The sequence below is a fragment of the Bradyrhizobium ferriligni genome, from assembly GCF_056837965.1.
In genome coordinates, this window is record NZ_JBXEJO010000045.1 from 1 (window position 1) to 22,011 (window position 22,011).

The window sequence follows — 22,011 nt, forward strand, 5'->3', positions numbered from 1 at the left end:
AACCATGCCCGCCGTACGTCACGCCATCGTTGATCTCATCCTTCGACCGCCGTCTCAGCAGTGCCCGTATTGCCGAAAGCAAATCCTTGAAAAACAGTGGCGCAAACCAATTCTGCCAAAGTAGTGCCAGGCAGCAGACTCGTTAGGGCGGAGCCACAGCCGGATTGAACCGAGCACTACAATCCCGGTGATCTCGCCGCCCAAGCCTTGGTGGCCTGGCAGCTCTCCATCGCCCGCGCGTAGGCAGGGCGTGCCGTCGTGCGGGCGAGATAGTCCCGCTCGGTAGGACCTGGGACGTAGTTGCCGGTTCGCATGCCGAGCAGGAGGGCGTAGCTCACCGAGATATCGGCAGCAGTGAATCGGTCGCCGGCGAGATAGGGGCAATCCGCGAGGCGGCGGATAACCAACCCCAGCCGGCTCTCGAAGGTCTCGAGAGCCCAGCGGGTAACCCGGGCATCTCGCTCGGCTGCGGGCGCCAGTTGGCGACCGACAATGACGGCGTTCATCGGCCCGGCGAGCCCGGCCTCGCCCAAGTGGAGAAATTGCAGATAGGAAGCGAAGGCGGGATCGTCCGGGGCGACGGCGAGCGAAGCTGAGCCGTGGCGGGCGAGCAGGTACTCAAGGATCGCGATCGATTCGACCATGATCGTCTCGCCGTCCTGCAGCGCGGGAATGAAGCCGGCGGGGTTGATCGCGAGGAAATCGCGATCAATCTCGGCTGCGAGCAGATCGACCGGGCGCAGCCGATAGGCCAATCCCAATTCCTCGAGCAGCCAGACAACACGGAAGCCGCGACCTTCACCATAGACGGTGAGCATAGTTAAGCATTCCTGGATTGGGCTGGATGTAGGAACTCGCAGAGGCAAGCCAGCCGCGCAACGGACGATCGATGGCGCATCATGCACTCAAGGCTTGGCGCATAGTCGTCATCCTACCGTGCGCACGCTTCCAACTTTATGGGTTCACGACCCAGGCTGCGGCCGCGAACAAGACGCGTTCCCTCTCCCGCCCGCGACGTGGAAGCGTCAGTTGCAGAAGCCCGCAAATGCCATATGCGACAGCCTTGGGACGAAGCGACTTGGGACGAAGCGACTTGGGACGGAGCGACACCTGCGTAATTTCGGAATATTAGAAGAATACCCCTGAGTTGCCCGACGTGTCAAGTTGCCTGGTCGAACGCCGGCCGCCGCCGGCTCCTTTGCATGGGGTTGTTTTCGATATTTTGGCAGCGCCCCCTGCGACGGCCCCATGACTTCATGTTGCTCTATCCGGAGCCGCCCGGCTCCAGCGCCTCGCCGAGCTCGAGCGGATGCGCCATCGTCTCGTGCAGCGCCTGCTTGTCGAGCTCGCCTTCGGAGAGGCTGATCACGACGCAGGCGACGCCGTTGCCGATCAAATTGGTCAGCGCGCGGCACTCGCTCATGAACTTGTCGATGCCGACCAGGATCGCGATCGACTGGATCGGAATGTCGGGCACGATCGACAGCGTCGCGGCCAGCGTGATGAAGCCCGCGCCGGTGACGCCGGAAGCGCCCTTCGAGGTGATCATGGCGATGCCCAGAATGCCGAGCTCCTGCCAGATCGTCAGATGCGTGTTGGTGGCCTGCGCCAGGAACAGCGTCGCCAGCGTCATGTAGATATTGGTGCCGTCGAGATTGAAGCTGTAGCCGGTCGGCACCACGAGGCCGACCACCGAGCGCGAGGCGCCGAGATGCTCCATCTTCTGGATCATCTGCGGCAGCACCGTTTCCGACGACGACGTGCCGAGCACGATCAGGAGCTCGTCCTTGATGTAGGCGATGAAGCGGATGATCGAGAAGCCGGCGAGCCGTGCGATGGCGCCCAGCACGATCAGCACGAACAGGATGCTGGTGAGATAGAAGGTCGCGATCAGCGCTGCCAGATTCAACAGCGAGCCGAGGCCGTAGGCGCCGACTGTGAAGGCCATCGCGCCGAATGCGCCGAGCGGCGCGACGCGGACGATGATCCGGATGATGCCGAAGAACATCTTGGCGGCCGTGTCGATCGCGGACGCAATCGGCTCGCCGACCTTGCCCATGAGAGCGATGGCGAAGCCCGAGAGGATCGAGATCAGCAGCACCTGCAACAGGTCGCCGCGCGCCACTGCGCCGAGATAGCTGTCCGGAATGATCGCCATCAGATGGGCGACGATGCCCTGCTCTTTGGCCTGCGTGACGTAGTTGGAGACCGATTTCGGGTCGATCGTGGAGGGATCGATGTTGAAGCCGTGGCCGGGCTGCAGCAGCTCGCCGACCAGAAGGCCGACCGCAAGCGCCACCGTCGACACCGCCTCGAAATAGATCAGCGTCTTCAACCCGACCCGGCCGACGCGCTTGAGATCGCCCATCGAGGAGATGCCATGCACCACGGTGCAGAAGATGACCGGCGCGATCATCATCTTGATCAGCGCGATGAAGCCGTCGCCCAGCGGCTTCAATTCCTTGCCGAGATTCGGATAGAAATATCCGATCAGGACACCTGCCACGATCGCGATCAGCACCTGGACGTAGAGGATCTTGTACCAGGGCTGATGATGGGGACGGGCAACGGGCTTGATCGCGGCTGTGGTCATGAGGCGCCCCGGCTAGGATGAACTCAACTGGTGATGCCATCTTGGCGGAGCCGCGCGCAAGCGACAATGCCCATTCGCGCGGTCGCGAGCGCACACGAATCTGTCATAGACTGCGTCCGGCTCGCATCGGGAGGCTGGGGATGGAATTCACCGCATTGTTTCTCGCCATCACCATCGCCATGCTGGTGGCCTGGCGTGGCCCACGCCCCGTCGCGATCGGCCTGTTCGCGGTGATCCTGATCGCCTGCGCCGCGACCTTGCTGCGCCACGCCACCGACCGTCTGACCTTGTCGTTCTGAGGCCAGCCATGAACGACACGCAGGCCGTCACCCTCAATGCCGTCGCGCTCTATGGGCTGGCGCTGGTGCTGGCCGCCGCCTTTGCCGCGCAGCTGCTGCTCCACGAGCTGCCCTGCCCGCTCTGTCTGTTGCAGCGCATCCTGTTCGCCCTGCTGGCGGTCGGGCCGATCCTCAATATCCGCTTCGGGCCGCGGCCGAGTCATTATGCGTTGTCGCTGCTGACAGCCGTCCTCGGCGCCACGGTCTCGACCCGGCAAGTGCTGCTGCACATCCTCCCCGGCGATGCCGGCTACGGTTCGGCGCTGCTCGGCTATCACTATTATACGTGGGCGCTGATCGGCTTCATCGCCGCCATCGTGCTGCTCGCGGCGATGCTGCTGTTCGACCGCCAATTCGAGCACCGCGCGGCGCCGGGCAGCTCGCCCGGCAGGTTCGCGCAAGGCGCGGTGTGGCTGGTGATCGGGCTGACCACGCTGAATGTGCTCTCTACCCTGCTCGAGTGCGGCTTTGCCGCCTGTGCCGACAATCCCGTCGTCTATGAGCTGCTGAAGTCGGCGCGTTAGGGGCGCTTCGGAATATTCAAGCCGCGCTCCACCGCCGGCCGCTTGAGACCGCGCTCCAGCCAGGCCGCGACCTGCGTGAACTGTTCGAATTCGACGAGCTCGCGCGCGCCGTAGAAGCCGATCAGATTGCGCACCCAGCCGAGCATCGAGATGTCGGCGATGCTGTATTCATCGTCCATGAACCACTGCCGTCCGGCGAGATGCGTCTCCATCACGCCGAGCAGGCGCTTGGACTCGGCGACGTAGCGCTGCAGCGGCCGCTTGTCCTCGTAGTCCTTGCCGGCGAATTTGTGGAAGAACCCGACCTGGCCGAACATCGGCCCGATGCCGCCCATCTGGAAATGCACCCACTGGATGGCCTGATAGCGGCGCGCCGCGTCCGCCGGCAACAGCTTGCCGGTCTTGTCGGCGAGATATTGCAGGATGGCGCCGGATTCGAACAATGGCAGCGGCTTGCCGCCCGGACCGTTGGGATCGAGGATCGCCGGGATCTTGCCGTTCGGATTCAGCGACAGGAACTCCGGCGTCTTCTGGTCATCTTTGTTGAAGTCGACGAGATGGACCTCGTAGGGCAGCCCGGTCTCCTCCAGCATGATCGAGACCTTCACGCCGTTCGGCGTCGGCAGCGAATAGAGCTGCAGGCGGTCCGGATGCTGGGCGGGCCAGCGTTTTGTGATGGGAAAGGCAGACAAGTCGGTCATGTCGACATTCTTTGCAGGGTTGTTGCTTTGCATGGTTGTTGTTGGATGGCTAATGTACGGAGCTCAGTGAAAGCCGCAAGGTCTGCAACCGGCCATGAACGATCAACAGACAGGCGCAACAACGGGTGCAACGCTCGGCCTCTCCGACGACGAACTCGCAACGCACCCGACCGTGTTCGCAGCCGATGCGCTCGCCGGTCAGGTGACCGTGGTGTCCGGCGGCGCCGGCGGCATCGGCCGCGCCATCGCCTGGCTGTTCGCCCGGCTCGGCGCGTATGTCGTGGTCGCCGGCCGCAATGCCGACAGGCTCGACGCACTGGTCGATCATCTCGGCCATCGCGGGCTCAAGGCGTCCGCGCATGTCGCCGACATCAAGGATCCCGACGCGGTCAATGCGATGTTCGAGGCGCTGTGGACCGAGCACGGCCGCGTCGATCATCTCGTCAACAGCGCCGGCGGCCAGTTCCCGCAACCCGCGATCGACGTCTCGATCAAGGGCTGGAATGCGGTCATCAACACCAACCTCAACGGCACCTGGTACATGATGCAGGCCGCGGCGCAGCGCTGGCGCGACCGCAAGCATCCCGGCAGCATCGTCAACATCGTCGTGGTTACGACGCACGGCCTCTACGGCATTGCGCATTCGATCGCGGCACGCTCCGGTGTGATCGGCCTGTCGCGCGCGCTCGCGGTCGAATGGGCGCCGCTGAACATCCGCATCAACTGCATCGCGCCCGGCGCGATCGAGACCGAGGGCTGGAACGTCTATAGCGAAGCGGCGCGCGCCGCCTATCCGCGCTCCAATCCGATGATGCGCCCGGGCACGCCCTGGGACATTGCGGAGGCAGCCGTCTACCTCGCCGCGCCCTCCGGCAAGTTCATCACCGGCGAGACGCTGACCGTCGATGGCGGCGGCCAGCATTGGGGCGAGACGTGGACGACCGGCAAGCCCGACTATTTCAGAAGCAGCGAATAGCGCAGGCATGCCGGTCGCCTGACGCGCTTCCGTCACTTGCCGTCGTCGAAGCTGACGATGACGGCGGCGTTCGCGATCAGGATCGGGTCGTTGCCGAGATCGGACGCAATCTCAAGCCCGCCCGCGATCGCCTTCACGGTCTTGGTGCCATAGGGCAATTCCTTCGCGACCGCTGCGGTATCGACATCTTCGGGATTCGGCACGGCGATTGTGACGTCGACGAACATGTCGTTGGCGGTCTTGCCGAGCATGCGGAAGAAGCCGAGGCTGGAATGGCGGATGGCGTCCGAGACGGCCCGCTTGGCGGCCTTGGTGGCGTCGCGGCCGTGAACGTCGACGCCCATGCCCATTTCGGTGATACAGCGCACGCGTGTCATGAAGGTTCCTGTTGTCGTTGGCGTGAGAGACCTTCACTCCTTCGGCTCCTGCGCGCGCGGCGTCAAGCCGGGTCCGTCGCCTCGCTTACGCGCTTGTGATCGCCGCGCGCCAACATCCACGCCGCGAGACCGGCAAGGATCGCCGCGGCCACCACCATCGCGCAAGCCGCGCCCCAGCCCCATGCCGAGACCACAGCGCCGACCGCGATCGGACCGGTGACCTGGCCGAAATTGCTGCCCGTCATCAGCAGGCCCATCATCACCGGCACCATCGCCGCCGATCGCGCCGCGGCTGGTGCGGTTGCAAGCAACGTCGCCGGGATCAGGCCGCCGATCGCGGAGAACAGCAGGCACAGCCAGAATGCCCCCCAACCGCCGAGCACCGGCAGGAAGATTCCGAACGCGGACGCGCCCATCACGAATGCCGCCACGGCGATCAGCAGGTTGCGGCTGACGCCGCGCGCAAGCAGATGACCGGCGGCGAGATTGCCGACGACGTTGCCGGCCGCGGCCAACGCACTGAGCGCGCCGGCGCCTTGGCTGGACACGCCGAGCCGCTCGGACAACAGGATCGGCAGGAAGCTGAACAACGCAAAGAACATCAGGCTGTAGAGCGCAAACAGCACCATCAGAAGCGCCGGGGTGCGGCGCCGCGCCAGCGCGGTGGCTTCCTGCATCAAACCGCTCCGCGCCGCGCCGGTCCGCGATGCCACTTCCGGCGCGATGAGGCTCGCAAGGATGAACAGCACGGCGACAAAGGCAGCACTGGCCCACCAGATCGTGCGCCAGCCATCGAAGATCGGGCCGGCGACCAGCGCCAGCGCGATCCCGAACGGCATCACGCAGCTCCACACCGCCATGGTGACGTCGCGTGCGCTGACATCGACGACACGATCGAGCAATGCAGGAGCCGCGACCATCACCAGCAGGAAGCCGAGCCCCTCCAGCAGGCGCGATGCCAATAGCACCGCGAGCTGTGGCGCGAGCGCGCCCGAGGCCGCACCCAGCGTGATGGCCGCGAGCCCGCACAGCAGCACCCTGCGCGCGCCAACCGCGGCAATCACCACGCCCGCCGGGACACTGCCGACAAGCCCCAGGACCGCAAAGATGCCGGCGATCGTTCCGACCACGGCAAGGTCAATGCCGAGGCTCTGTTGCAGCATCGAGGCGGCAATCGGAACCTTGCCGACCTGCAGCGCCGCGCCGATACCGCAACCGATCACGATGGCGACCGTCGCCCATCGCTTCGCCTCGCTCTGCTGCATCACGGCCGTCTCGATCGTCATGCGTCCACTCCGCCCCTGGCTCACCCCACAGAGATAGCGTTTCCCGACCATCGACAGGAGTGATATGTTTTGCATCCGATTGATCGATTTCATAGATCATGCTCGATAACCTCACGCTCGATCAGATCCGCACCTTTGTCGCCATCGCCGAGAGCGGCAGCTTTCGCGCCGCCGCGGCCAAGCTGGCGCGGGTGCAATCCGCGGTCAGCCATGCCATCGCCAACCTCGAGGCCGAACTCGGGCTCACGCTGTTCGACCGCTCCAGCCATCGCCCGGCGCTGACGGCCGAGGGCAAGGCCCTGCTGGGCAACGCGCGCGACCTGCTGCTCCGTGTCGACGCGATGCGGGCGCGGGCGCGCGGCCTGGGCGACGGGGTGGAATCGGAACTCTCGCTCGTCGTCGATACGCTGTTTCCGATCGCCGCCGTCGGCGCGGCGCTGACGGAAATGCGAGCGGCCTATCCGTCCGTCAGCGTGCGGCTCGCGGTCGAACCGATGGGCGGTCCGATCGCCGGCTTGACCGAACGGCGCAGCGCGCTCGCCGTCACGGTCGGCGAGGATTTTCGCGATCCGCGCCTCGCGCTCGATGCAATCTGCGCGGTGCAGATCGTCGCCGTCGCCTCCGCAAGCCATCCGCTCGCGCGCCGCGGCTGCAAGAGTGTGGCTGATCTCGCCGATCATCTGCAGATCGTGCTGTCGGATCCGACCCCGCTGTCGGAGGGCCGCAGCTTCGGCGTGCTCTCGCCGCAGATTTGCAGAGTGAGCAATCAGGACACCAAGCACGCCATGATCCTGGCCGGGCTCGGCTGGGGGCGGCTGCCGCTCTGGCAGGTGGCGCGCGACCTGAAGGAGCGCCGCCTTGTGCGGGTCGAAACCGGCGCACTCGGCCGCAACGCCGCGCTTGCGATGGAGGCCTATCTCGCCCACCGGCTCGATGAACCGCTGGGACCTGCGGCACGTGCATTTGCCGATGCATTGACGCGGATCGCTGCGGGCACGCATAGGCCAAAGATCAGGGCGAAGACGGCGAAGAAACACTGAGCCGCAGCTATCGCAGGCCCGGCTCCGTGGCGGCCGTCCGCAAGCGCCTCAGTCCTCGATCTCACCGCTGCGGATCGCGAGCCGGATGGCTTGCGCGGTCGTGGCGACGCCGAGCCGAAGCCGCGCTCGCCGCACATGGTTCTCGACCGTGCGTTCGGAAAGGCCGAGCGATGCCGCGATGTCGGCCTGGCGCCGTCCGGCGGAGATCCAGCGCAGCACCTCGCGCTCGCGCGGCGACAGGCTCGACGCACCGTTCGGCTCGTGCGCTTCCATCAGCCCGCGGGCGGCGCGGAAGGCGGCAGCGCCGATCATCGTCAGCGCCGCACGGGTCCGCGGCGACGCATCGATCCGCGTCCCGGCGAAGCTCATCGCGCCTTCAAGGCCGGTGCGCCCGAACACCGGAACCTGCAGCCCATGGAAACCGGGCCCGCGCGGCGTGCGCACCACGCGGTACTTCTCGCCGCGCGCCGACAGCACCTTGGTCCAGAAAAACGCCTCGTCCACATTGAGGAAATTGCGCGTCACCGGACAATGTCGGACATAGGTTTCGGCATCGACCGTCACGCCTGTGCCGAACCAGTCGCCTTCGACCCAGTAGATCCTGTCGACCAGGTCCTCACGTGCCGGCGATGCCGAGAACATCACGAACCGGTCGTAACCTAGCGGCACGCTCGCAGACCGCACCGCCGCCTGGATCGCGGGCAAGCTCTCGCTCCCCTCGATCGCAACCACGGCTTCGATGTAGCGGTCCATGCGGTGCCATCGTGTCTTGCGGAAGGCCGGAGGCGCGCGGCCCAGCGTGTTGAGGATTTTCCCTCAAGCGAGGTCGGCCTGCAAGGCGCGCGACATCGGCCCGCCGCCGGCAGCGCGGCGAGATCGCGCCGCCCGGAGGTTGAGCCGCCGACCGCTCAGCGCCCGCCAAACGTATCAAGCAGAGCCTTTGCCGCCGCCTTGCCGACATTGTTGGCGGCGAAGGGGCTGTCACCGGTGATCAGCTTGCGATCCTGATGGGTCTTGCCGGTGATGTCCTTGTTCAGAATCTCGACGCCAAGCGCCTGCAACTGTTCGCCGAAAGCCCAGGTCAGCGCGCCCGGCATGTAGCCGATATCGGGCGTCGTCCGATCGATGGCGTCGGGAAATGCGCAGATCTTGTAGTCCTTGAAGGGATAGTCGCCCTTGGTTTCGCCGACCGCAGACGCCAGCAGCGCCGCCGGGCCATGGCAAAGCGAGATGATGTGCTTGTCGTTGTCGAGCGCCCATTTCAGGGTGGCCTTCACGTCGGTGCTTTCGGGCAAGCCGATCAGCGCACCATGGCCGCCGGGAATGAACACCGCGATATAGTCGGAATCCTTGCCGAGTTTTTTTTCGATCACGTCGGAGAGCTTCAGCGGCTGCTTCAGCCTGGCGAGATACTTCTGGTAGATGCTCTTGACCGCGTCGTCCTCCTTCGGAAACGCCCAGAGCTCGAATTTGACCGGATTGCCCGACACGGTCGCGATGTCGAATTCGAAGCCCGCCTTGTCGAGATGATACATCGGCAACAAGGTCTCGACGGGATGGTTGCCGGTCGAGAACATCGTGCCGTTCTGCAACAGCAGATAGCGCTCGTCCGCGGCGATCATCAGAATTTTCCAGCGGCCACCCCTGTAGGCGTTGGGATAGTCCGCGCCGGAGAGATCCGACCTGGCCGAGGTGAATTGCCCAAGCGAGTAAGGCGACGGAAAGAAAGCGTTGTTCTCCGCCGGATCGGCTACGGGACGCTTGTCCTGGGATTGCTCGGACATCGAGATATCCTCTCTCATCGTGTTGCGATCCGGCAAAGGTAAGCACGAGATCGGCGATGAGGAATGGGGGATTTCCCTCAACCCAGTTTACCGAGCATCCCTATCCCTGTTTCTGCAACACCGTGATGTGCAGGCGGCGGCGGATCTCCATGCCCTGGCGGCGATAGAGCGCGATCGCCGAGACGTTGCTGGTGAATACGTGCAGGAATGGAATTTCGCCGCGCGCCACGATCTGGCGGGCGACCGCCGACAGCAGCGCCTGCGCGTAGCCGCGGCCGCGATGCTCCGGATGCACGCAGACGGCGGTCATCTCGGTGTAGTTCCCCGGCTTCATCCGTTCGCCGGTCATCGCGACCAGTTCGCCGCCAACGCGGATGCCGAAAAAGCTGCCGAGCTCATGCGTCCGCGCACTGAACGGTCCGGGCTTTGTCAGCTCGGTCAGCGTCATCATCGCAGGAACATCGGCAGCGCCGAGCGTGACGATCTCGACGCCGGGCACCGAATGGTCAGCGGGCGTGCCGATCATCTGCTCGCCGGTCTCGGCCAGCAGCACCTTGAACTCCGGCGGCACCGGGACAGGATCGGGCGTGAACAGCACCGCGATCTCAGGTCCCGACAGCAGCGCACCCAGCGCGGCAAAGCTCTTTGGCGACATGTCGACCATGTCGGCGAAGGGTGCGATCTCGAGCGGGAAGCGCCGCGCGTCAGCGCCGCCCTCCGCCAAATCGCGTTGTCTCGTGGTCAAGGCGCTCCAGATTGGGCGATCGAGCGGATGAATCGGCGGGGCTTCGGACATGCGGCGCTTCGCTCCTGATTTTCCTCGAACAGAGCAAGAAGCGCCGGCAAAATCCAGCATGGCGTGTTGTGGTTGTGGCTCACAATCACGCCAGCAGGCGAATCCCCGCTACGCCACCTTCAGGCAGAGCTCGGTGCCACCCTTGAGCGGCAGCGTGATCGAGACGAAGCCGTTTTTTGGATCGCGCACGAACTCCAGGAAATCCGCCTCGGCATTGTCGTTCATGACGTAGCCACCGACGCGCAGCTGCGGCGCGACGATCTCGATCACCTGGCGCGCCAGCGTCGGCCCCTTGTCGCCCGGCCAGCCGTCGATCAGGATGAAGTCGACGGGACCGCCGAGATCGCGCAGCGTCTTGCGCGCATCGCCCTCGCGGATGTCGGCGTAATCGGCCAGGCCGGCGTCCGCGAGATTGCGCTTCGCCGCTGCGACCTTGGCCGGCACGATCTCCGATCCGATCACTGTGCCGCCGCCATTGTCGCGCATCGCCGCGGCGAAATAGAGCGTCGACATTCCGACCGAGGTCGCGAACTCGGCGACGCGCCTCGCGCGCAAGCCGCGACACAACAGATAGATCAGCTCGCCCTGCTCCGGGTGGATCGAGAATCCCTGCTCGGCATAGTCGTGCGGGTCGCGGCTGCCGCTCTGCATCGGGTTGCCGCGCACCGGCGCCCGGCGGGTGGCTTGCAGGCGCTCGATGACGGCCGTGACCCGCGCATCACGGATCGCGCTGTGCGGTTCGGCGTTGTACATGAAGGGTCTCCTTTGCTGCGACGGCGTCATTGCTGCAGGATCTCAGCGGCCGCGCGGTCGAGGATCTTTGCGATCCGCCGCGCCTCGGCGGCATCACAGCCGCGCTTCTGGCGCAGCGCGCTCTTCAGCGCGTGACGGGCGCGGTGCACCTCGTCGGACGCTTCGCCATCGAGATCGCTCACGCCGGCGAAGGCTTCACGCACCTCCTCCATGCGGCGGCCGATCCGCGACAGCGCTTCGAGAATGGTATCCGCGGTCGCGCGGTTCTCGGCGAGATACGCCCTGCCCTGCTCGGTGATGCTGTAGAGCTTGCGCGCCGCGTCCTGGGTGACGCTGGCATGGCCGATCTCCTCGAGGAATGTCAGCGCCGGATAGATCACGCCCGGGCTCGGGCTGTAGAAACCGTCCGACCGTTCCTCGATCCGCTTGATCAGCTCGTAGCCGTGCGCCGGCTGCTCGCCGAGCAGCGCGAGGATGACCAGTTGCAGATCCTGCGACGAAAGCCGCCGCGATCCCGGAAAGTCACCGCCGCCACCCCGCCCGAAGAAGCCATGGCCGCCGCGGCCAAAGCGGTGGCCGCCTCGGCCGTGCCGGCCCATGGCGAAGAACCCAAACCGGAAGCCGTCATCCTCCCGGTCGCGAAACATCGATCGTCTCATTTGTGCATTCCTTACTGAAAACATATCTTACGATATATCTACAGATGGAATGGCAACAACCCACATTTTCGTGAGTGGCCCGCCGCCGGGCGGTCGGCAGCTCGGGGAGCAGCTTTGGGGCTTTAGGGTTCCTGAGGGGTCATTTGCCGCCCCTCGTCCAACGTTGGAGGAGAAACAGGGCGACCATTCCGATCGGCCAACAGATGAACAGCGTTCGCTCCCAGACCTTGAAGTCGCTGTACTCGGCGAGCGTATGTGGTTGGCCCTGCTTTCCACAATATCCGCTGGCGCACAGGTGCTGCGGAGCATCAGGGAATCTGATGAGGCCGTAGAGGAAGAGCGCCGCCATCAGAAGTACAACGCCATACGTCACGACGCGCGCTGTGCTGACGTTCCTAAGCCAATTCGGAAGGGTACTGCCCATGTCGCGAATATGCGACGTTGACGGTGAACATTCCACTCAACCCCGTGATCCATGCGCCCAAAAACCTTCGAAGCTCATTGCCTGCGCCTGCCCGCCGCCACCAAGGTGGTGCAATGGGAAGGCACGTCGGTGTTCAAGGTCGGCGGCAAGATGTTCGCGCTGGCCGGCGGCTACATCGAGAGCACAGGCGGCTTCATGTTCAAGACCTCGAACATGGCCTATCAGCTGCTGATCGAGCAGGGCCTGGCGCGGCCCGCGCCGTATTTGGCGCGCGCCACATGGGTGCAACTGGTGAGGAACGACGCCCTGCCCGATGCCGAGCTCAAGGCCTATCTCGATCAGGCGCACGCGCTCATCGCCGGAAAGCTCACGCGGAAGTCGCGCAAGGCGCTCGGGCTCGATTGATCGGCCAAGCTGCGACGCTATTCAGCCACCCAGCGGCTTGTCGGAATCGCCCGACAGCAATTTCGGAAACAGCTCCTTGAAGGCGAACTTGTCGTCGCCCTTGGCGCGGTCGAAGCGCAGCACGACGTCGAACCGGCTGCCCTCCCATTTGGTCGGCGGAGTGCCCTTGCTGACCGGGATCAGCGGAAGGATATCGGAGATGATCGCCTTGTGCTCCCAGCACAGCAGCACGACGCCCTTCAGCGCCAGCACCGCAGGCACCAGCCTCGGCTCATCGCCCTTGCCAAAGCTTTCGTTCGGGGTCAGGCCGCGACGCGCGGCGAGCGCCGAGATCGTCTCGGCCGGACGGCTCGACGGCGGCTGATTGGCCGTGGTGCCCGGTGTCGCGGCATAGATTGCATCGGGCTTGGCATAGTCACCGCCGGTGAGATCGGTGCCGAACAACGCGGTCCACGCGCCCGCACGCTCCCACCCACGGAGCACAAGCGACTCGGTGTCGGAGACGCCATCCGCGGTGAAACCGGGTCCCGGCCAGGAATCGCCCGGCTTCTCGGCATGACGGATGATGAAGAGCGTGAGCGCGTCCATGGGCGGCCTCTCGGGAGAAGATGTGCGGCAGGATCCGGCGTCGGTGACGTCGATCCTATCCCCGATACAGCCTCCGGTTGATGAACCGCATCACAGTTTGCGAAAACTCGCGCGGTACTGCGCGGGCGACACGCCTAGCCGCTCGGTGAACACGATCCGCATCCGGTCGGCCGAGCCGAAGCCGCAGTCGAAAGCAACCGCCTTCAGCGGCCGGTCCGAGCCCTCGAGCAGCCGGCGCGCGGCGTCGACCCGCGCCCGCTCGACGAATTCGTGCGGCGTGATGCCGGTCTCCTGCGCAAAGGCGCGGCCGAAATTGCGCACGCTCATGCCGACGGCTTCCGCCAGCGACTGCAGCGTGTGGCGCTCGCCGACATGCTGCATCACATGCGCCTGCGCGCGCGCAATCGGCGAATCCTCATCGACCGGCGCGGTGAGATAGGGACTGAACTGCGACTGCCCGCCCTGGCGCTGCGCCACCACGACCAGCCGCTTGGCCACCGCGACCGCAACCTGCGGCCCGTGCCGCTCGGCGACCAGCGCAAGGCCGAGATCGATCCCCGCGGTCACGCCGGCCGAGGTCATCAGATGTCCGTCGCGAATGTAGATGCGGTCGAAGATTACCTCGGCCGCCGGAAAGCGCGCCGCTAGCCGCTGCGCGTTCTGCCAATGCGTCGTCACCTTGTGGCCGTCGAGCAGCCCGGCATGGCCGAGCGCGAAGGCGCCGGTGCAGATCGAACCGTAGAGTTCGGCGCGCCCGGGCGCCCCGCGCAGCCACTGTGTCAGTTCGGGGTCCGGCGCGGCGTCGGGCAATGCCGGCCCGCCCGCCACGAGCAGGATATCGAACTTCTCCTGTGCCTCGGCGAAGCTGAGGTCGGCCGATATCTTCATGCCATTCGACGCGCGCAGCGGTTCGCAGCCGGCGCCGACCAGCACGGTCTCATAGCCATCGCCCGCCGGCACAAAGCCGTTCGTCTCCGCGAACACGTCGACGGGACCCGCGACATCGAGCGCCTGAACCCCTTCGTGAATCGCGATCGCGACCCTTTGAACCGCCATGCCTTCTCCCTGCCCGCTGGCGCGAAACGACGTCTGGTTGGCCCGATTCGGCGGCGTGCGATCGTTGCGGGATCGGGCCGAAGCGGGCGACAAACACCCCACGGAACGCGCCATCCGGTGATCCGCACACACCGCAGAGACAAGCGCCGGGCTCGCGTGTTCGCACGCCACGGCATCGTCTTGCCACATCGAGGAGCGTCTTTAAATGACCGAGATCATCGCCGGCATCCGCGTACCCGACAGCGCGATGGCCCGCGCCGCCACCCAGCTGGTGCGCGATACCGAGGACGACCTGCTCTACAATCATAGCCGCCGCGTGTTCTTCTGGGGCGCGCTGACCGGCAACCGCCGCAAGCTGAAATTCGACCCCGAGCTGCTCTATATCGGCGCCATGTTTCACGACATGGGCCTCACCGCTGCTCACGCGAGCCCCGATCTGCGCTTCGAGGTCGACGGCGCCAACGCCGCGCGCGACTTCCTCAAGGGCTATGGCGTTCCGGAGCGCGACATCGAGGATGTCTGGACCTCAATCGCCCTGCACACCACACCCGGTGTCCCCGAGCATATGCGTCCGACCATTGCGCTGGTCACCGCCGGCGTCGAGATGGACGTGCTCGGCATCGCCTATGACGATTTCTCGCACGAGCACCGCGACCATGTCTGCGCGCACCATCCGCGCGAGGCGAACTTCAAGGAGAACATCATCGATCATTTCGCCGCCGGCACTATCAGGAAGCCGCTGACGACCTTCGGCAACGTCAAGGCCGACGTGCTGGCGCTGAAGGACATGAACTACACCAGGATGAACTTCTGCTCGATCATCCTCGGCTCGAAATGGCCGACATGACGCGGCCAGTTCGGCCAAAGCCGCCGCCAAATCCGGACCAGGCTATGTTCAATCCACAAACAGCGCCTGCACGTCCTCTTCCGTGAGCGCAGCGCCGACGCGTCCCTGGGAATCGAAAATGCTGTCGGCCAGCGCGCGCTTGCGGGCCTTGAGTTCGTCCATTTTCTCTTCGATCGTACCGGTAGCCACCAGCCGATAGACAAAAACGGCCTTGTCCTGACCGATGCGATGAGCACGATCGATGGCCTGCTCCTCGACCGCGGGATTCCACCAGGGATCGAAGATGATCACGGTGTCCGCGGCCGTCAGGTTGAGTCCGACACCGCCGGCCTTCAGGCTGATCAGGAAGAGGTCGCTGGCACCGTTCTGAAACCCGTCGATCGCGCTCCTGCGGTCCTTCGTTTCACCGGTTAGCACGCTGTACCGGATCGCGAGCGCGTCGCAGCGCTTGCGGATCAGCGCCAGCATGGAGGTAAACTGCGAGAATACGATGATCTTGCGCTTCTCGCTCAGGAGTTCTTCGACCATCTCCATCAGCCGATCGAGTTTTGCCGACGGACGCTGGACGCCGTCGCCGAGGTTCAACAGCGCGGGATCACAGCAGGCCTGACGCATCCTGAGAAGGGCTTCGAGCACGACGATATGGCTCTTGGCCAGGCCGCGTTCCCGGATCGCCTTGCGGACCTTGTCCGACATCGACAGACGGATGGCGTCGTAGAGCTCCCGCTGGCTGCCTTCGAGGACGACACCCTCCGCAAACTCGCTCTTCGGCGGCAACTCGGCGGCCACCTCCTGCTTGGTCCGCCGCAACAAGAATGGCTTGATGCGGTGGGTCAGCACCCGGGCGCGTCCGAGGTCGGCGCGCTTCTCGATCGGCGTCCGCCAGTCGCGCACGAACGTCGCCCGATCGCCGAGATACCCTGGATTGGCAAAGCTCATGATCGACCAGAGTTCGCCGAGATGATTCTCCATCGGCGTGCCGGTCAAGCAGAAGCGATGCCGCGCGCGGATGCCCTGGAGCCGACGCGTCGTCGCCGTGTTGGAATTCTTGATGGTCTGAGCCTCGTCAAGCACTGCGACGTGCCATTCGCGCGCGAGCAGCACCACGTGGTCGCGCGCGATCAGCGGATAGGTCGTAAGAACCAGATCGTGATCGGCGATCGCTTCGAAACTCTGCCTGCGGTCAGGACCATGCAGAACGAGAACCCTTAAGCCTGGCGTGAACTTGCGCGCCTCGTTGAACCAGTTGGTCATCAGGCTTGTGGGAGCGATGACGATCGCGGGATCCGTCAGATGACCGCGCGCCTTCTCCAGCGCCAACAACGCCAGTATCTGAACGGTCTTGCCCAGTCCCATGTCGTCGGCCAGTACGCCGCCCAAGCCGCTCTCCCTGAGCAGGTCGAGCCAGGCCACGCCTTGCGTCTGGTAGGGTCTCAAGGCCGTGTTGAAATCGGATGGCAGGACGGGACAAGGCAATCCGCGGGCACTGAGCAGTCCCGCCATACGACGAAGATTTTCCGCTCCCCTGAAGACGAAATGATCGGCTTCGAGACCGAGCAGCGGCACGATCTGGGCGCGCGAGAGCCGGATCTTCCCTGACGCATCAACGAAGGCTTCGCGCAAGGCCAAGCTATGGAGCGCCAGTACAAGCGGAAGGAAGCGATCGGCCGCCATCGCCAGATAGCGGCCGTCGGCCAGCGGCAGGTAGACGCTGCCGCCATCGTCCGCGAGCCGCTTGACCGTCTCTGGCGCGAATCCGGGTTGCGATATTAGCGTGGCCAGAAGCGGGGCAAGATCGCGGCGTTCGCCATCAATCTCGATCCCGAGCGCTAGCTCGAACCAGTCGATGCCGCTGCTTTCGAAGTCGGCATCGAACACCCCGGACGACGTCGCCAGGCGGTACGGGAAATCGTCGTCGATGCGGATCTCGAAACCAGCCGCTTGCAAACCGGCGGCTTGGACGTTGAGGAAGTCGAGCCATTCCGCCGGCTGCGCGAAGGCCAGGTCCTTCGTATGCACGGCATCGAGCAGGGGGAAAGCCGATCTCGCGTCGACCAAGCCGAGACTGGTCAGTCGTGCAGCCATCTCCTTCTCTTTGGCCTTGCGTCGCGTAACGACGTGAATGCTTCCGTCGCAGAACGACTCCACGCGATGCGCGGATTCCGACTGTTCGATTTCGACCGGGCCGTAGCGGAAGCTGACGCGGGCCACCGGTACGCGGTCGGGCGTACGGTCGCCGCCATAGTAATAGGCATGGGTCATCTTGCGCCCCAGCATAAGGCGAAGCACCGGCTCCGGATCCACGTTGATCTTCACCGCTGCGGCGGGAGGCTCCGGCAACCAGCCAGGATCGAGGCCGGGCAATTTCTGGCCTAGATGTTGCACGACTTGCGCGACATGGGCATACGGGATCGCAGGCGCCAACAAAAGCCGGCTGCTCAGCCGTTCCGGAAGATTCAACCCGATCGGCCCGATCAATCCGGCAGCCGCGTCGACATAGACCGGCGGCTCGGCGTTGAGCGCCGTTGCACCTTCGACGGTCAACAGCGGACCGATCCCGTCCTTGCTGACCTGACGCCACGCGATGCGACCGTCGCGCGCATCGCTCCATTGCAGCGCCACGCCGCTGTGATCACGCCAGAACGCCCGCCCCGTCGCGACGATCCGTTTCAGGACGTCGGCCGAATACGCGCGTCGGCCCAGCGTGTAGCCGGACCGAAACTCGCTGGACAACCTGACGAGGACGTCAATGTCGGAGCCGAGATAATATTTCGGAGCGCGATCGACCGAAAAATCGGCCAAAGATGGCTGCGACACCTTGCTGCCGAACTCGCCTGTCTTCAGGATCTTCACGGATACCAGCGACACGTCCATGCAGGGAACGCAGCCTGCCGACAACGCGGGCTGCAGATAGTAGAGCAATCGCTGCGTGACATCGGGCGGATAGTCCGCGTCCCGCACCGACCGGCCGACCGTCTCGATCCATTCCGTGATTTGGTAGGGCAGCGCCGCGTCAGGTCGCAGCTGCCCATTTCCCGCGGCGCCTCGCGACGCCAGCATTGGCGTACCGGCCGAAGGTGCCCGCCGGTGCAAGGCTTCAAAGAGCGTCGCGGCAACATGCTTGCAGTTCACGGCCATTGGACAGCTGCAATCGCCGTCGACGTCGACCAGTCGATCGCCGTCAAACTCCAGCACGATTTCGACCCGATAAGGCTTGCGTTCGGTTCCACTCACCCGCGCATGCACGCGGGTAAGATCCTCGCTGATCTCCACGTCCGAGACGCGGCCCTGGGCACGGTAAACAAGGGCCTTGTCCACGGCCGACCGGCTGAAGAAACCGAGAAAGTCCTTCTGTCTCAGTCGCTCGGAAAGATTCGGAACGTCAGGCATCACGGATTGCGGTTTCCACAGGAGCGGCGGTCCCGGACCAATCCACAATTAGCAGACGGAATATGTCGGCCAAACGGCATTGACCAGCGCCCGCCCTGCTTCCACACCTTCCTTGTTGTCGGCCGTGACACATAGTGGCCGACAAACTCCTGCAGAAGGCCTAGCTGCCTCACGCCGGTCCGTGGTCGGGGCCGGGATCCCGACCGGCGGCCGCGTGGGAGAGCCGGCCCATATAGTGCGCCCAACCCTTGTCGTGGCTATCGCACTGCGCGGCGTTCGGGAGGCCGCTATGGGTCATGCGGAGCAGCGTGCCGTTGCCCTGCTCCATCAGGTCGATCTCGATCAGGCTCGATCCCGGCGGCACTTCCTCGCTGCCCTCCCAGCCGAAGCTGTAGGCGAGACGATGCACCGGCACGACCTCGCGGAACGCACCGCGCGCGGCGCGGCTGCGATCGCTGCCGAGCCCCTTGAGGAAGTAGAGGCCCCCGGGATGCGTCTCGGTCGCGGCTTCCAGCCCCATCCAGCTCACGATCTTCTGCGGATCGGTCAGGAAGGCGAACACGGTTGCAGCCGGGGCTGCGATCTGGATCTCGCGTTGAACGATGAAGGCTTCAGTCATCGATCCATGCTCCATTGACAGTCGGTGCTCCGGGATAATTCGTGACAAGGGCGGTGCGTCAACCCCATGATGGTGTGATGCAATTGTCCTCGACGTTGAGCTGGCTGGTCGACGCCGCCGCCGAGACCGCGGGCGCCAACCGGTTGCTGGCGGACCTCGGTAGCCATCTTATCACGGATGGCCTGCCGCTTGCCGGCGGCGCTCTGACGCTCGAGGTTCCGCACCCCCTGATTGCAAGACGAACCTGGCTGTGGCGTGCCGACAATGGCGAGGTCATCGAAGCGCTCGGATTCGCGCCGGAACAACCCTTTGCGATGCCCGATATGGTGGGATCCGGCGACGCCGGCCGGCGCTGGCTCGGAACTCTCGCGCCCGGCCCGATCCACGAGGGCACGATTGGAACGCGGCCGGATGGTCCGACCCTCGGCTGGATCGGGACACGCACGTTCACACCTGCCGAGGCGGATCAATTGCGCGAGGCGGCGCGGTTCATGGCCGCGCCGCTCGCCGCGCTCGCGGCGCGCGCGACACTGACGGCGGCGCTGGAGGCGTATCTCGGCCGGCGCAGCGCGGCGCGCGTGCTGGCATCGCCGTTGCGGCGCAATACCGGCGAAACCATCCGGGCGGCGCTGCTGTTCGCAGACCTCCGCGGCTTCACCGCGCTGTCGGAAAGCCATCCGCCTGCCGAGGTGATCGCGGCGCTCGATGCCTGGTTCGACCGCATCGCGGGCGCCATCCACGCCTTCGGCGGCGAGGTGCTGAAATTCATCGGCGACGGCCTGCTTGCGATCTTTCCGGTCACGACCAGCGCGCGCAGCGCATCCGATGCGGCATTGCGCGCGGTATCGGCGGCGCGCGTCGGCATGGCGCATCTCGATGTAGAGCGACGCAAGCAGGGCTTGCCGCCGTTGCCATTCGGCGCGGCGCTGCATCTCGGCGAGGTGCACTGGGGCAATATCGGCGCCGCCGACCGCCTCGACTTCACCGCGATCGGCGCCGCGGTCAATCTGGTGAGCCGGCTCGAAGGGCTCTGCAAGCCGCTCGAGCAGACCGTGCTGGTTTCGGGCGCCCTCGCCGCCGAGACCGAGACGCCGCTGGTCGCGCTCGGCAGTCATGAATTGCGCGGCATTGCGCGGCCATGCGCGGTCTTCACTTTGCCGGAGACTTGAGCCGGTCATCTGAACAGGCGCAGCCATGGCGCCAGATGAAATGCGCTCATCAGCGCGTACATCGGGACCATGCCCTGCAATGACAGCGGCCCCTGCATCGCGCCGCAGATCATGTCGGCCGGCGCCATCGCGGCAATCAGCGCCATCACGGCGAAGGTCGGCGCCGCCGCCAGCGACAGAAAGCGCGCCACGATGGGCCCGCGTCCACCGAGCCGCCCCCTCACCCAATCTTCTCGTGTTTCAGTACCGGTCATCGTTCGATCTCTCTGGAGATGATCCATGTCGTCATGTGCTAGGTTAGGACCGGGCCTCGGAGAGTGAGAGTGACAAGTGTGTCGGGATTCGAATGGACTCGCTGATCATAGCTGCGGCGCGCGCGCTCGCGGCGGGTGATCCCCTCGGCGCACTGAAACGGGTGGCCCTGCGCGACGATGCGCCGGCGCTGGCGCTGCGCGGCATCGCGATGGCCCGGCTCGGCGATTTCGCCCGCGCCAAGGAGCTGTTGCGGCGCGCCGGCCGCGCATTCGGCCCGCGCGAAGCCGTCGCGCGGGCGCGCTGCGTGGTGGCGGAGGCCGAGATCGCGCTGGTGTCGCGCGACCTTTCCTTTCCCGGCAAGAGCCTCGCCGCGGCACGCGCAACGCTCGCGGCACGAGGCGATGCACTCAACGCCGCCCACGCCGGCTATCTCGAAATCCGCCGCCTGCTGCTGATCGGGAGCCTTGATGCGGCCGAGCGCATGCTTGACGGCCTCGACCCGGCGCCGTTCCCGCCGGCGCTGCGGGTCGGCCATGAGCTGGTTGTCGCCGGAATCGCGATGCGGCGGCTGCGGACCAAACCGGCACGCGAAGCGCTGGCCCGCGCGAGGGAAGCCGCGCGCTGCGCCGGCATCGCCGAGCTCGCGGCCGAGGTCGAAAGCACCGCGCGCCTGCTCGCCACGCCCGCGGCGCGTCTGATCGCGCGCGGCAGCGAGCGGCCGCTGCTGCTCGAGGAGGTCGAGGCCCTGATGGCGTCGAAGGCCCTCGTCGTCGATGCCTGCCGCTATGTCGTGCGCGATACCAGCACGACGGTCTCGCTGACCCGGCGGCCGGTGCTGTTCGCGCTCGCGCGCGCGCTCGGCGAAGCGTGGCCGCAGGACGTGTCGCGCGGCACGCTGATCGCGCGGGCGTTTCGCGGCAAGCACGCCGATGAATCGCACCGTGCGCGGCTACGCGTCGAGATCGGACGGCTGCGCCGCGCGTTGCGGCCGCTCGCCGATCTCAGCGCCACGCCTGACGGCTTTGTGCTGGAACCACATGGCCGGCGCGAGGTGAGCGTTTTGGCGCTGCCGGTCGAGGAGGAGCATGCGGCGGTGCTGGCCTTTCTCGCCGACGGCGAGGCCTGGTCGAGCTCGGCGTTGTCGGTCGCGCTGGGGGCGAGCCAGCGCACCGTGCAGCGCGCGCTCGACGCGTTGGCCGCCACCGGCAAGGTGCAGTCGGTCGGCCGTGCCCGCGCCCGGCGCTGGATGACCCCGCCGGTGCCAGGATTCACGACGACGTTGTTACTCCCTGCCCCGCTGCCGAACGGCTAGCATCAGGGCGACATCAGAGCGTTTTCGAGCGAAGCGGATACCCGTTCGCGTGAAGAAGACGCGTCAAAACAGGAAATCTGGAGCCTCGATTCTGATTCAATCAGAACCGAAGCTCCAGG

General features: G+C 65.5%; 23 protein-coding genes. 8 read left to right on the forward strand and 15 right to left on the reverse strand.

The genetic code is table 11. The annotated features are described in order from the left end of the window. Positions 1–176: 176 nt before the first annotated feature. Both AC1VNY_RS25380 and AC1VNY_RS25385 read right to left on the reverse strand, forming a co-directional pair. Positions 177–818, reverse strand: a complete 642-nt coding sequence (locus AC1VNY_RS25380) for a glutathione S-transferase family protein (protein ID WP_482407223.1) — start codon at positions 816–818, stop codon at positions 177–179. Positions 819–1,264: 446 nt separating this feature from the next. Continuing rightward, on the reverse strand, positions 1,265–2,593 hold the full coding sequence (locus AC1VNY_RS25385; RefSeq protein ID WP_028344753.1) for a dicarboxylate/amino acid:cation symporter: 1,329 nt from the start codon (positions 2,591–2,593) through the stop codon (positions 1,265–1,267). 140 nt (positions 2,594–2,733) lie between these two features. On the opposite strand from AC1VNY_RS25385, the gene AC1VNY_RS25390 reads away from it, so the two are divergent. Together AC1VNY_RS25390 and AC1VNY_RS25395 are read left to right on the forward strand one after the other, a co-directional pair. Continuing rightward, positions 2,734–2,892, forward strand: coding sequence for a DUF5993 family protein (locus AC1VNY_RS25390; protein ID WP_482407224.1), 159 nt, complete (start codon positions 2,734–2,736; stop codon positions 2,890–2,892). 8 nt (positions 2,893–2,900) lie between these two features. Beyond that, on the forward strand, positions 2,901–3,455 hold the full coding sequence (locus AC1VNY_RS25395; RefSeq protein ID WP_482407225.1) for a disulfide bond formation protein B: 555 nt from the start codon (positions 2,901–2,903) through the stop codon (positions 3,453–3,455). Here AC1VNY_RS25395 and AC1VNY_RS25400 read toward each other — a convergent pair. After that, positions 3,452–4,156, reverse strand: coding sequence for a glutathione S-transferase family protein (locus AC1VNY_RS25400; RefSeq protein ID WP_482407226.1), 705 nt, complete (start codon positions 4,154–4,156; stop codon positions 3,452–3,454). The genes AC1VNY_RS25395 and AC1VNY_RS25400 overlap by 4 nt on opposite strands. A 94-nt stretch (positions 4,157–4,250) precedes the next feature. Here AC1VNY_RS25400 and AC1VNY_RS25405 point away from each other — a divergent pair, with 94 nt between their 5' ends. Continuing rightward, positions 4,251–5,132, forward strand: coding sequence for an SDR family oxidoreductase (locus AC1VNY_RS25405; RefSeq protein ID WP_482407227.1), 882 nt, complete (start codon positions 4,251–4,253; stop codon positions 5,130–5,132). Positions 5,133–5,164: 32 nt separating this feature from the next. Here AC1VNY_RS25405 and AC1VNY_RS25410 read toward each other — a convergent pair whose 3' ends face one another. Then, a complete protein-coding gene (locus AC1VNY_RS25410; RefSeq protein WP_038375046.1) occupies positions 5,165–5,509 on the reverse strand; it encodes a Lin0512 family protein in 345 nt (114 codons plus the stop codon). Between the two features lie 62 nt (positions 5,510–5,571). Continuing rightward, positions 5,572–6,795 (reverse strand): MFS transporter, encoded by a 1,224-nt coding sequence (locus tag AC1VNY_RS25415; protein ID WP_482407228.1) that lies wholly within the window; start codon positions 6,793–6,795, stop codon positions 5,572–5,574. 98 nt (positions 6,796–6,893) lie between these two features. Here AC1VNY_RS25415 and AC1VNY_RS25420 point away from each other — a divergent pair, with 98 nt between their 5' ends. Continuing rightward, positions 6,894–7,835 carry a LysR family transcriptional regulator gene (locus AC1VNY_RS25420; RefSeq protein WP_482407229.1) on the forward strand — a complete coding sequence of 314 codons (942 nt, stop codon included), beginning with the start codon at positions 6,894–6,896 and terminating at the stop codon, positions 7,833–7,835. A 48-nt stretch (positions 7,836–7,883) separates the two neighbouring features. Here the strand turns inward: AC1VNY_RS25420 and AC1VNY_RS25425 are convergent, their stop codons facing one another. The 5 genes from AC1VNY_RS25425 to AC1VNY_RS25445 form a co-directional block, all read right to left on the reverse strand. Further along, entirely contained in the window at positions 7,884–8,588 is a 705-nt protein-coding gene (locus AC1VNY_RS25425; RefSeq protein ID WP_482407230.1) for a PA1136 family autoinducer-binding transcriptional regulator, read from the reverse strand. A gap of 155 nt (positions 8,589–8,743) precedes the next feature. After that, positions 8,744–9,619: a glyoxalase III HchA gene (gene hchA / locus AC1VNY_RS25430; protein WP_482407231.1), complete on the reverse strand. Its 876-nt coding sequence runs from the start codon at positions 9,617–9,619 to the stop codon at positions 8,744–8,746. Between the two features lie 100 nt (positions 9,620–9,719). Further along, the gene (locus AC1VNY_RS25435) at positions 9,720–10,415 is read right to left on the reverse strand and encodes a GNAT family N-acetyltransferase (protein ID WP_482407232.1); all 696 of its coding nucleotides are present in this window, start codon (positions 10,413–10,415) and stop codon (positions 9,720–9,722) included. Positions 10,416–10,523: 108 nt separating this feature from the next. Continuing rightward, positions 10,524–11,168, reverse strand: a complete 645-nt coding sequence (locus AC1VNY_RS25440; RefSeq protein ID WP_482407233.1) for an O-methyltransferase — start codon at positions 11,166–11,168, stop codon at positions 10,524–10,526. 26 nt (positions 11,169–11,194) lie between these two features. Beyond that, a complete protein-coding gene (locus tag AC1VNY_RS25445) occupies positions 11,195–11,827 on the reverse strand; it encodes a PadR family transcriptional regulator (protein WP_482407234.1) in 633 nt (210 codons plus the stop codon). Positions 11,828–12,302: 475 nt separating this feature from the next. On the opposite strand from AC1VNY_RS25445, the gene AC1VNY_RS25450 reads away from it, so the two are divergent. Continuing rightward, a complete protein-coding gene (locus AC1VNY_RS25450) occupies positions 12,303–12,656 on the forward strand; it encodes an MmcQ/YjbR family DNA-binding protein (protein ID WP_482407235.1) in 354 nt (117 codons plus the stop codon). 21 nt (positions 12,657–12,677) lie between these two features. On the opposite strand, the gene AC1VNY_RS25455 is transcribed toward AC1VNY_RS25450, so the two are convergent. Then, complete coding sequence (locus AC1VNY_RS25455; protein ID WP_018271230.1) at positions 12,678–13,244, reverse strand: hypothetical protein; 567 nt, start codon at positions 13,242–13,244, stop codon at positions 12,678–12,680. A gap of 90 nt (positions 13,245–13,334) precedes the next feature. Continuing rightward, the gene (locus AC1VNY_RS25460; RefSeq protein WP_482407236.1) at positions 13,335–14,300 is read right to left on the reverse strand and encodes a GlxA family transcriptional regulator; all 966 of its coding nucleotides are present in this window, start codon (positions 14,298–14,300) and stop codon (positions 13,335–13,337) included. Between the two features lie 205 nt (positions 14,301–14,505). Between AC1VNY_RS25460 and AC1VNY_RS25465 the strand changes: the two genes are divergently transcribed. Further along, positions 14,506–15,147 (forward strand): HD domain-containing protein, encoded by a 642-nt coding sequence (locus tag AC1VNY_RS25465; RefSeq protein WP_069277781.1) that lies wholly within the window; start codon positions 14,506–14,508, stop codon positions 15,145–15,147. 48 nt (positions 15,148–15,195) lie between these two features. Here AC1VNY_RS25465 and AC1VNY_RS25470 read toward each other — a convergent pair whose 3' ends face one another. Together AC1VNY_RS25470 and AC1VNY_RS25475 are read right to left on the reverse strand one after the other, a co-directional pair. Then, positions 15,196–18,537, reverse strand: coding sequence for a DEAD/DEAH box helicase (locus tag AC1VNY_RS25470; RefSeq protein ID WP_482407237.1), 3,342 nt, complete (start codon positions 18,535–18,537; stop codon positions 15,196–15,198). 169 nt (positions 18,538–18,706) lie between these two features. Continuing rightward, positions 18,707–19,156: an SRPBCC family protein gene (locus tag AC1VNY_RS25475; protein WP_482407238.1), complete on the reverse strand. Its 450-nt coding sequence runs from the start codon at positions 19,154–19,156 to the stop codon at positions 18,707–18,709. A 77-nt stretch (positions 19,157–19,233) separates the two neighbouring features. Here AC1VNY_RS25475 and AC1VNY_RS25480 point away from each other — a divergent pair, with 77 nt between their 5' ends. Beyond that, positions 19,234–20,325 carry an adenylate/guanylate cyclase domain-containing protein gene (locus AC1VNY_RS25480; RefSeq protein ID WP_482407239.1) on the forward strand — a complete coding sequence of 364 codons (1,092 nt, stop codon included), beginning with the start codon at positions 19,234–19,236 and terminating at the stop codon, positions 20,323–20,325. Between the two features lie 5 nt (positions 20,326–20,330). Here the strand turns inward: AC1VNY_RS25480 and AC1VNY_RS25485 are convergent, their stop codons facing one another. Next, positions 20,331–20,579 (reverse strand): hypothetical protein, encoded by a 249-nt coding sequence (locus AC1VNY_RS25485; protein WP_482407240.1) that lies wholly within the window; start codon positions 20,577–20,579, stop codon positions 20,331–20,333. Positions 20,580–20,671: 92 nt separating this feature from the next. Between AC1VNY_RS25485 and AC1VNY_RS25490 the strand changes: the two genes are divergently transcribed. Continuing rightward, positions 20,672–21,892, forward strand: a complete 1,221-nt coding sequence (locus tag AC1VNY_RS25490) for a helix-turn-helix domain-containing protein (RefSeq protein ID WP_482407241.1) — start codon at positions 20,672–20,674, stop codon at positions 21,890–21,892. The last annotated feature ends 119 nt before the right edge of the window (positions 21,893–22,011 follow it).

Coding starts and splice junctions, on each gene's coding strand:
- AC1VNY_RS25425 (WP_482407230.1), bottom strand. CDS start 8,588: ATGGACCGCTACATCGAAGCCGTGGTTGCGATCGAGGGGAGCGAGAGC.
- AC1VNY_RS25480 (WP_482407239.1), top strand. CDS start 19,234: ATGCAATTGTCCTCGACGTTGAGCTGGCTGGTCGACGCCGCCGCCGAG.
- AC1VNY_RS25490 (WP_482407241.1), top strand. CDS start 20,672: ATGGACTCGCTGATCATAGCTGCGGCGCGCGCGCTCGCGGCGGGTGAT.
- AC1VNY_RS25470 (WP_482407237.1), bottom strand. CDS start 18,537: ATGCCTGACGTTCCGAATCTTTCCGAGCGACTGAGACAGAAGGACTTT.
- AC1VNY_RS25485 (WP_482407240.1), bottom strand. CDS start 20,579: ATGACCGGTACTGAAACACGAGAAGATTGGGTGAGGGGGCGGCTCGGT.
- AC1VNY_RS25450 (WP_482407235.1), top strand. CDS start 12,303: ATGCGCCCAAAAACCTTCGAAGCTCATTGCCTGCGCCTGCCCGCCGCC.
- AC1VNY_RS25380 (WP_482407223.1), bottom strand. CDS start 818: ATGCTCACCGTCTATGGTGAAGGTCGCGGCTTCCGTGTTGTCTGGCTG.
- AC1VNY_RS25445 (WP_482407234.1), bottom strand. CDS start 11,827: ATGAGACGATCGATGTTTCGCGACCGGGAGGATGACGGCTTCCGGTTT.
- AC1VNY_RS25475 (WP_482407238.1), bottom strand. CDS start 19,156: ATGACTGAAGCCTTCATCGTTCAACGCGAGATCCAGATCGCAGCCCCG.
- AC1VNY_RS25465 (WP_069277781.1), top strand. CDS start 14,506: ATGACCGAGATCATCGCCGGCATCCGCGTACCCGACAGCGCGATGGCC.
- AC1VNY_RS25385 (WP_028344753.1), bottom strand. CDS start 2,593: ATGACCACAGCCGCGATCAAGCCCGTTGCCCGTCCCCATCATCAGCCC.
- AC1VNY_RS25415 (WP_482407228.1), bottom strand. CDS start 6,795: ATGACGATCGAGACGGCCGTGATGCAGCAGAGCGAGGCGAAGCGATGG.
- hchA (WP_482407231.1), bottom strand. CDS start 9,619: ATGTCCGAGCAATCCCAGGACAAGCGTCCCGTAGCCGATCCGGCGGAG.
- AC1VNY_RS25410 (WP_038375046.1), bottom strand. CDS start 5,509: ATGACACGCGTGCGCTGTATCACCGAAATGGGCATGGGCGTCGACGTT.
- AC1VNY_RS25440 (WP_482407233.1), bottom strand. CDS start 11,168: ATGTACAACGCCGAACCGCACAGCGCGATCCGTGATGCGCGGGTCACG.
- AC1VNY_RS25435 (WP_482407232.1), bottom strand. CDS start 10,415: ATGTCCGAAGCCCCGCCGATTCATCCGCTCGATCGCCCAATCTGGAGC.
- AC1VNY_RS25405 (WP_482407227.1), top strand. CDS start 4,251: ATGAACGATCAACAGACAGGCGCAACAACGGGTGCAACGCTCGGCCTC.
- AC1VNY_RS25455 (WP_018271230.1), bottom strand. CDS start 13,244: ATGGACGCGCTCACGCTCTTCATCATCCGTCATGCCGAGAAGCCGGGC.
- AC1VNY_RS25390 (WP_482407224.1), top strand. CDS start 2,734: ATGGAATTCACCGCATTGTTTCTCGCCATCACCATCGCCATGCTGGTG.
- AC1VNY_RS25395 (WP_482407225.1), top strand. CDS start 2,901: ATGAACGACACGCAGGCCGTCACCCTCAATGCCGTCGCGCTCTATGGG.
- AC1VNY_RS25460 (WP_482407236.1), bottom strand. CDS start 14,300: ATGGCGGTTCAAAGGGTCGCGATCGCGATTCACGAAGGGGTTCAGGCG.
- AC1VNY_RS25400 (WP_482407226.1), bottom strand. CDS start 4,156: ATGACCGACTTGTCTGCCTTTCCCATCACAAAACGCTGGCCCGCCCAG.
- AC1VNY_RS25420 (WP_482407229.1), top strand. CDS start 6,894: ATGCTCGATAACCTCACGCTCGATCAGATCCGCACCTTTGTCGCCATC.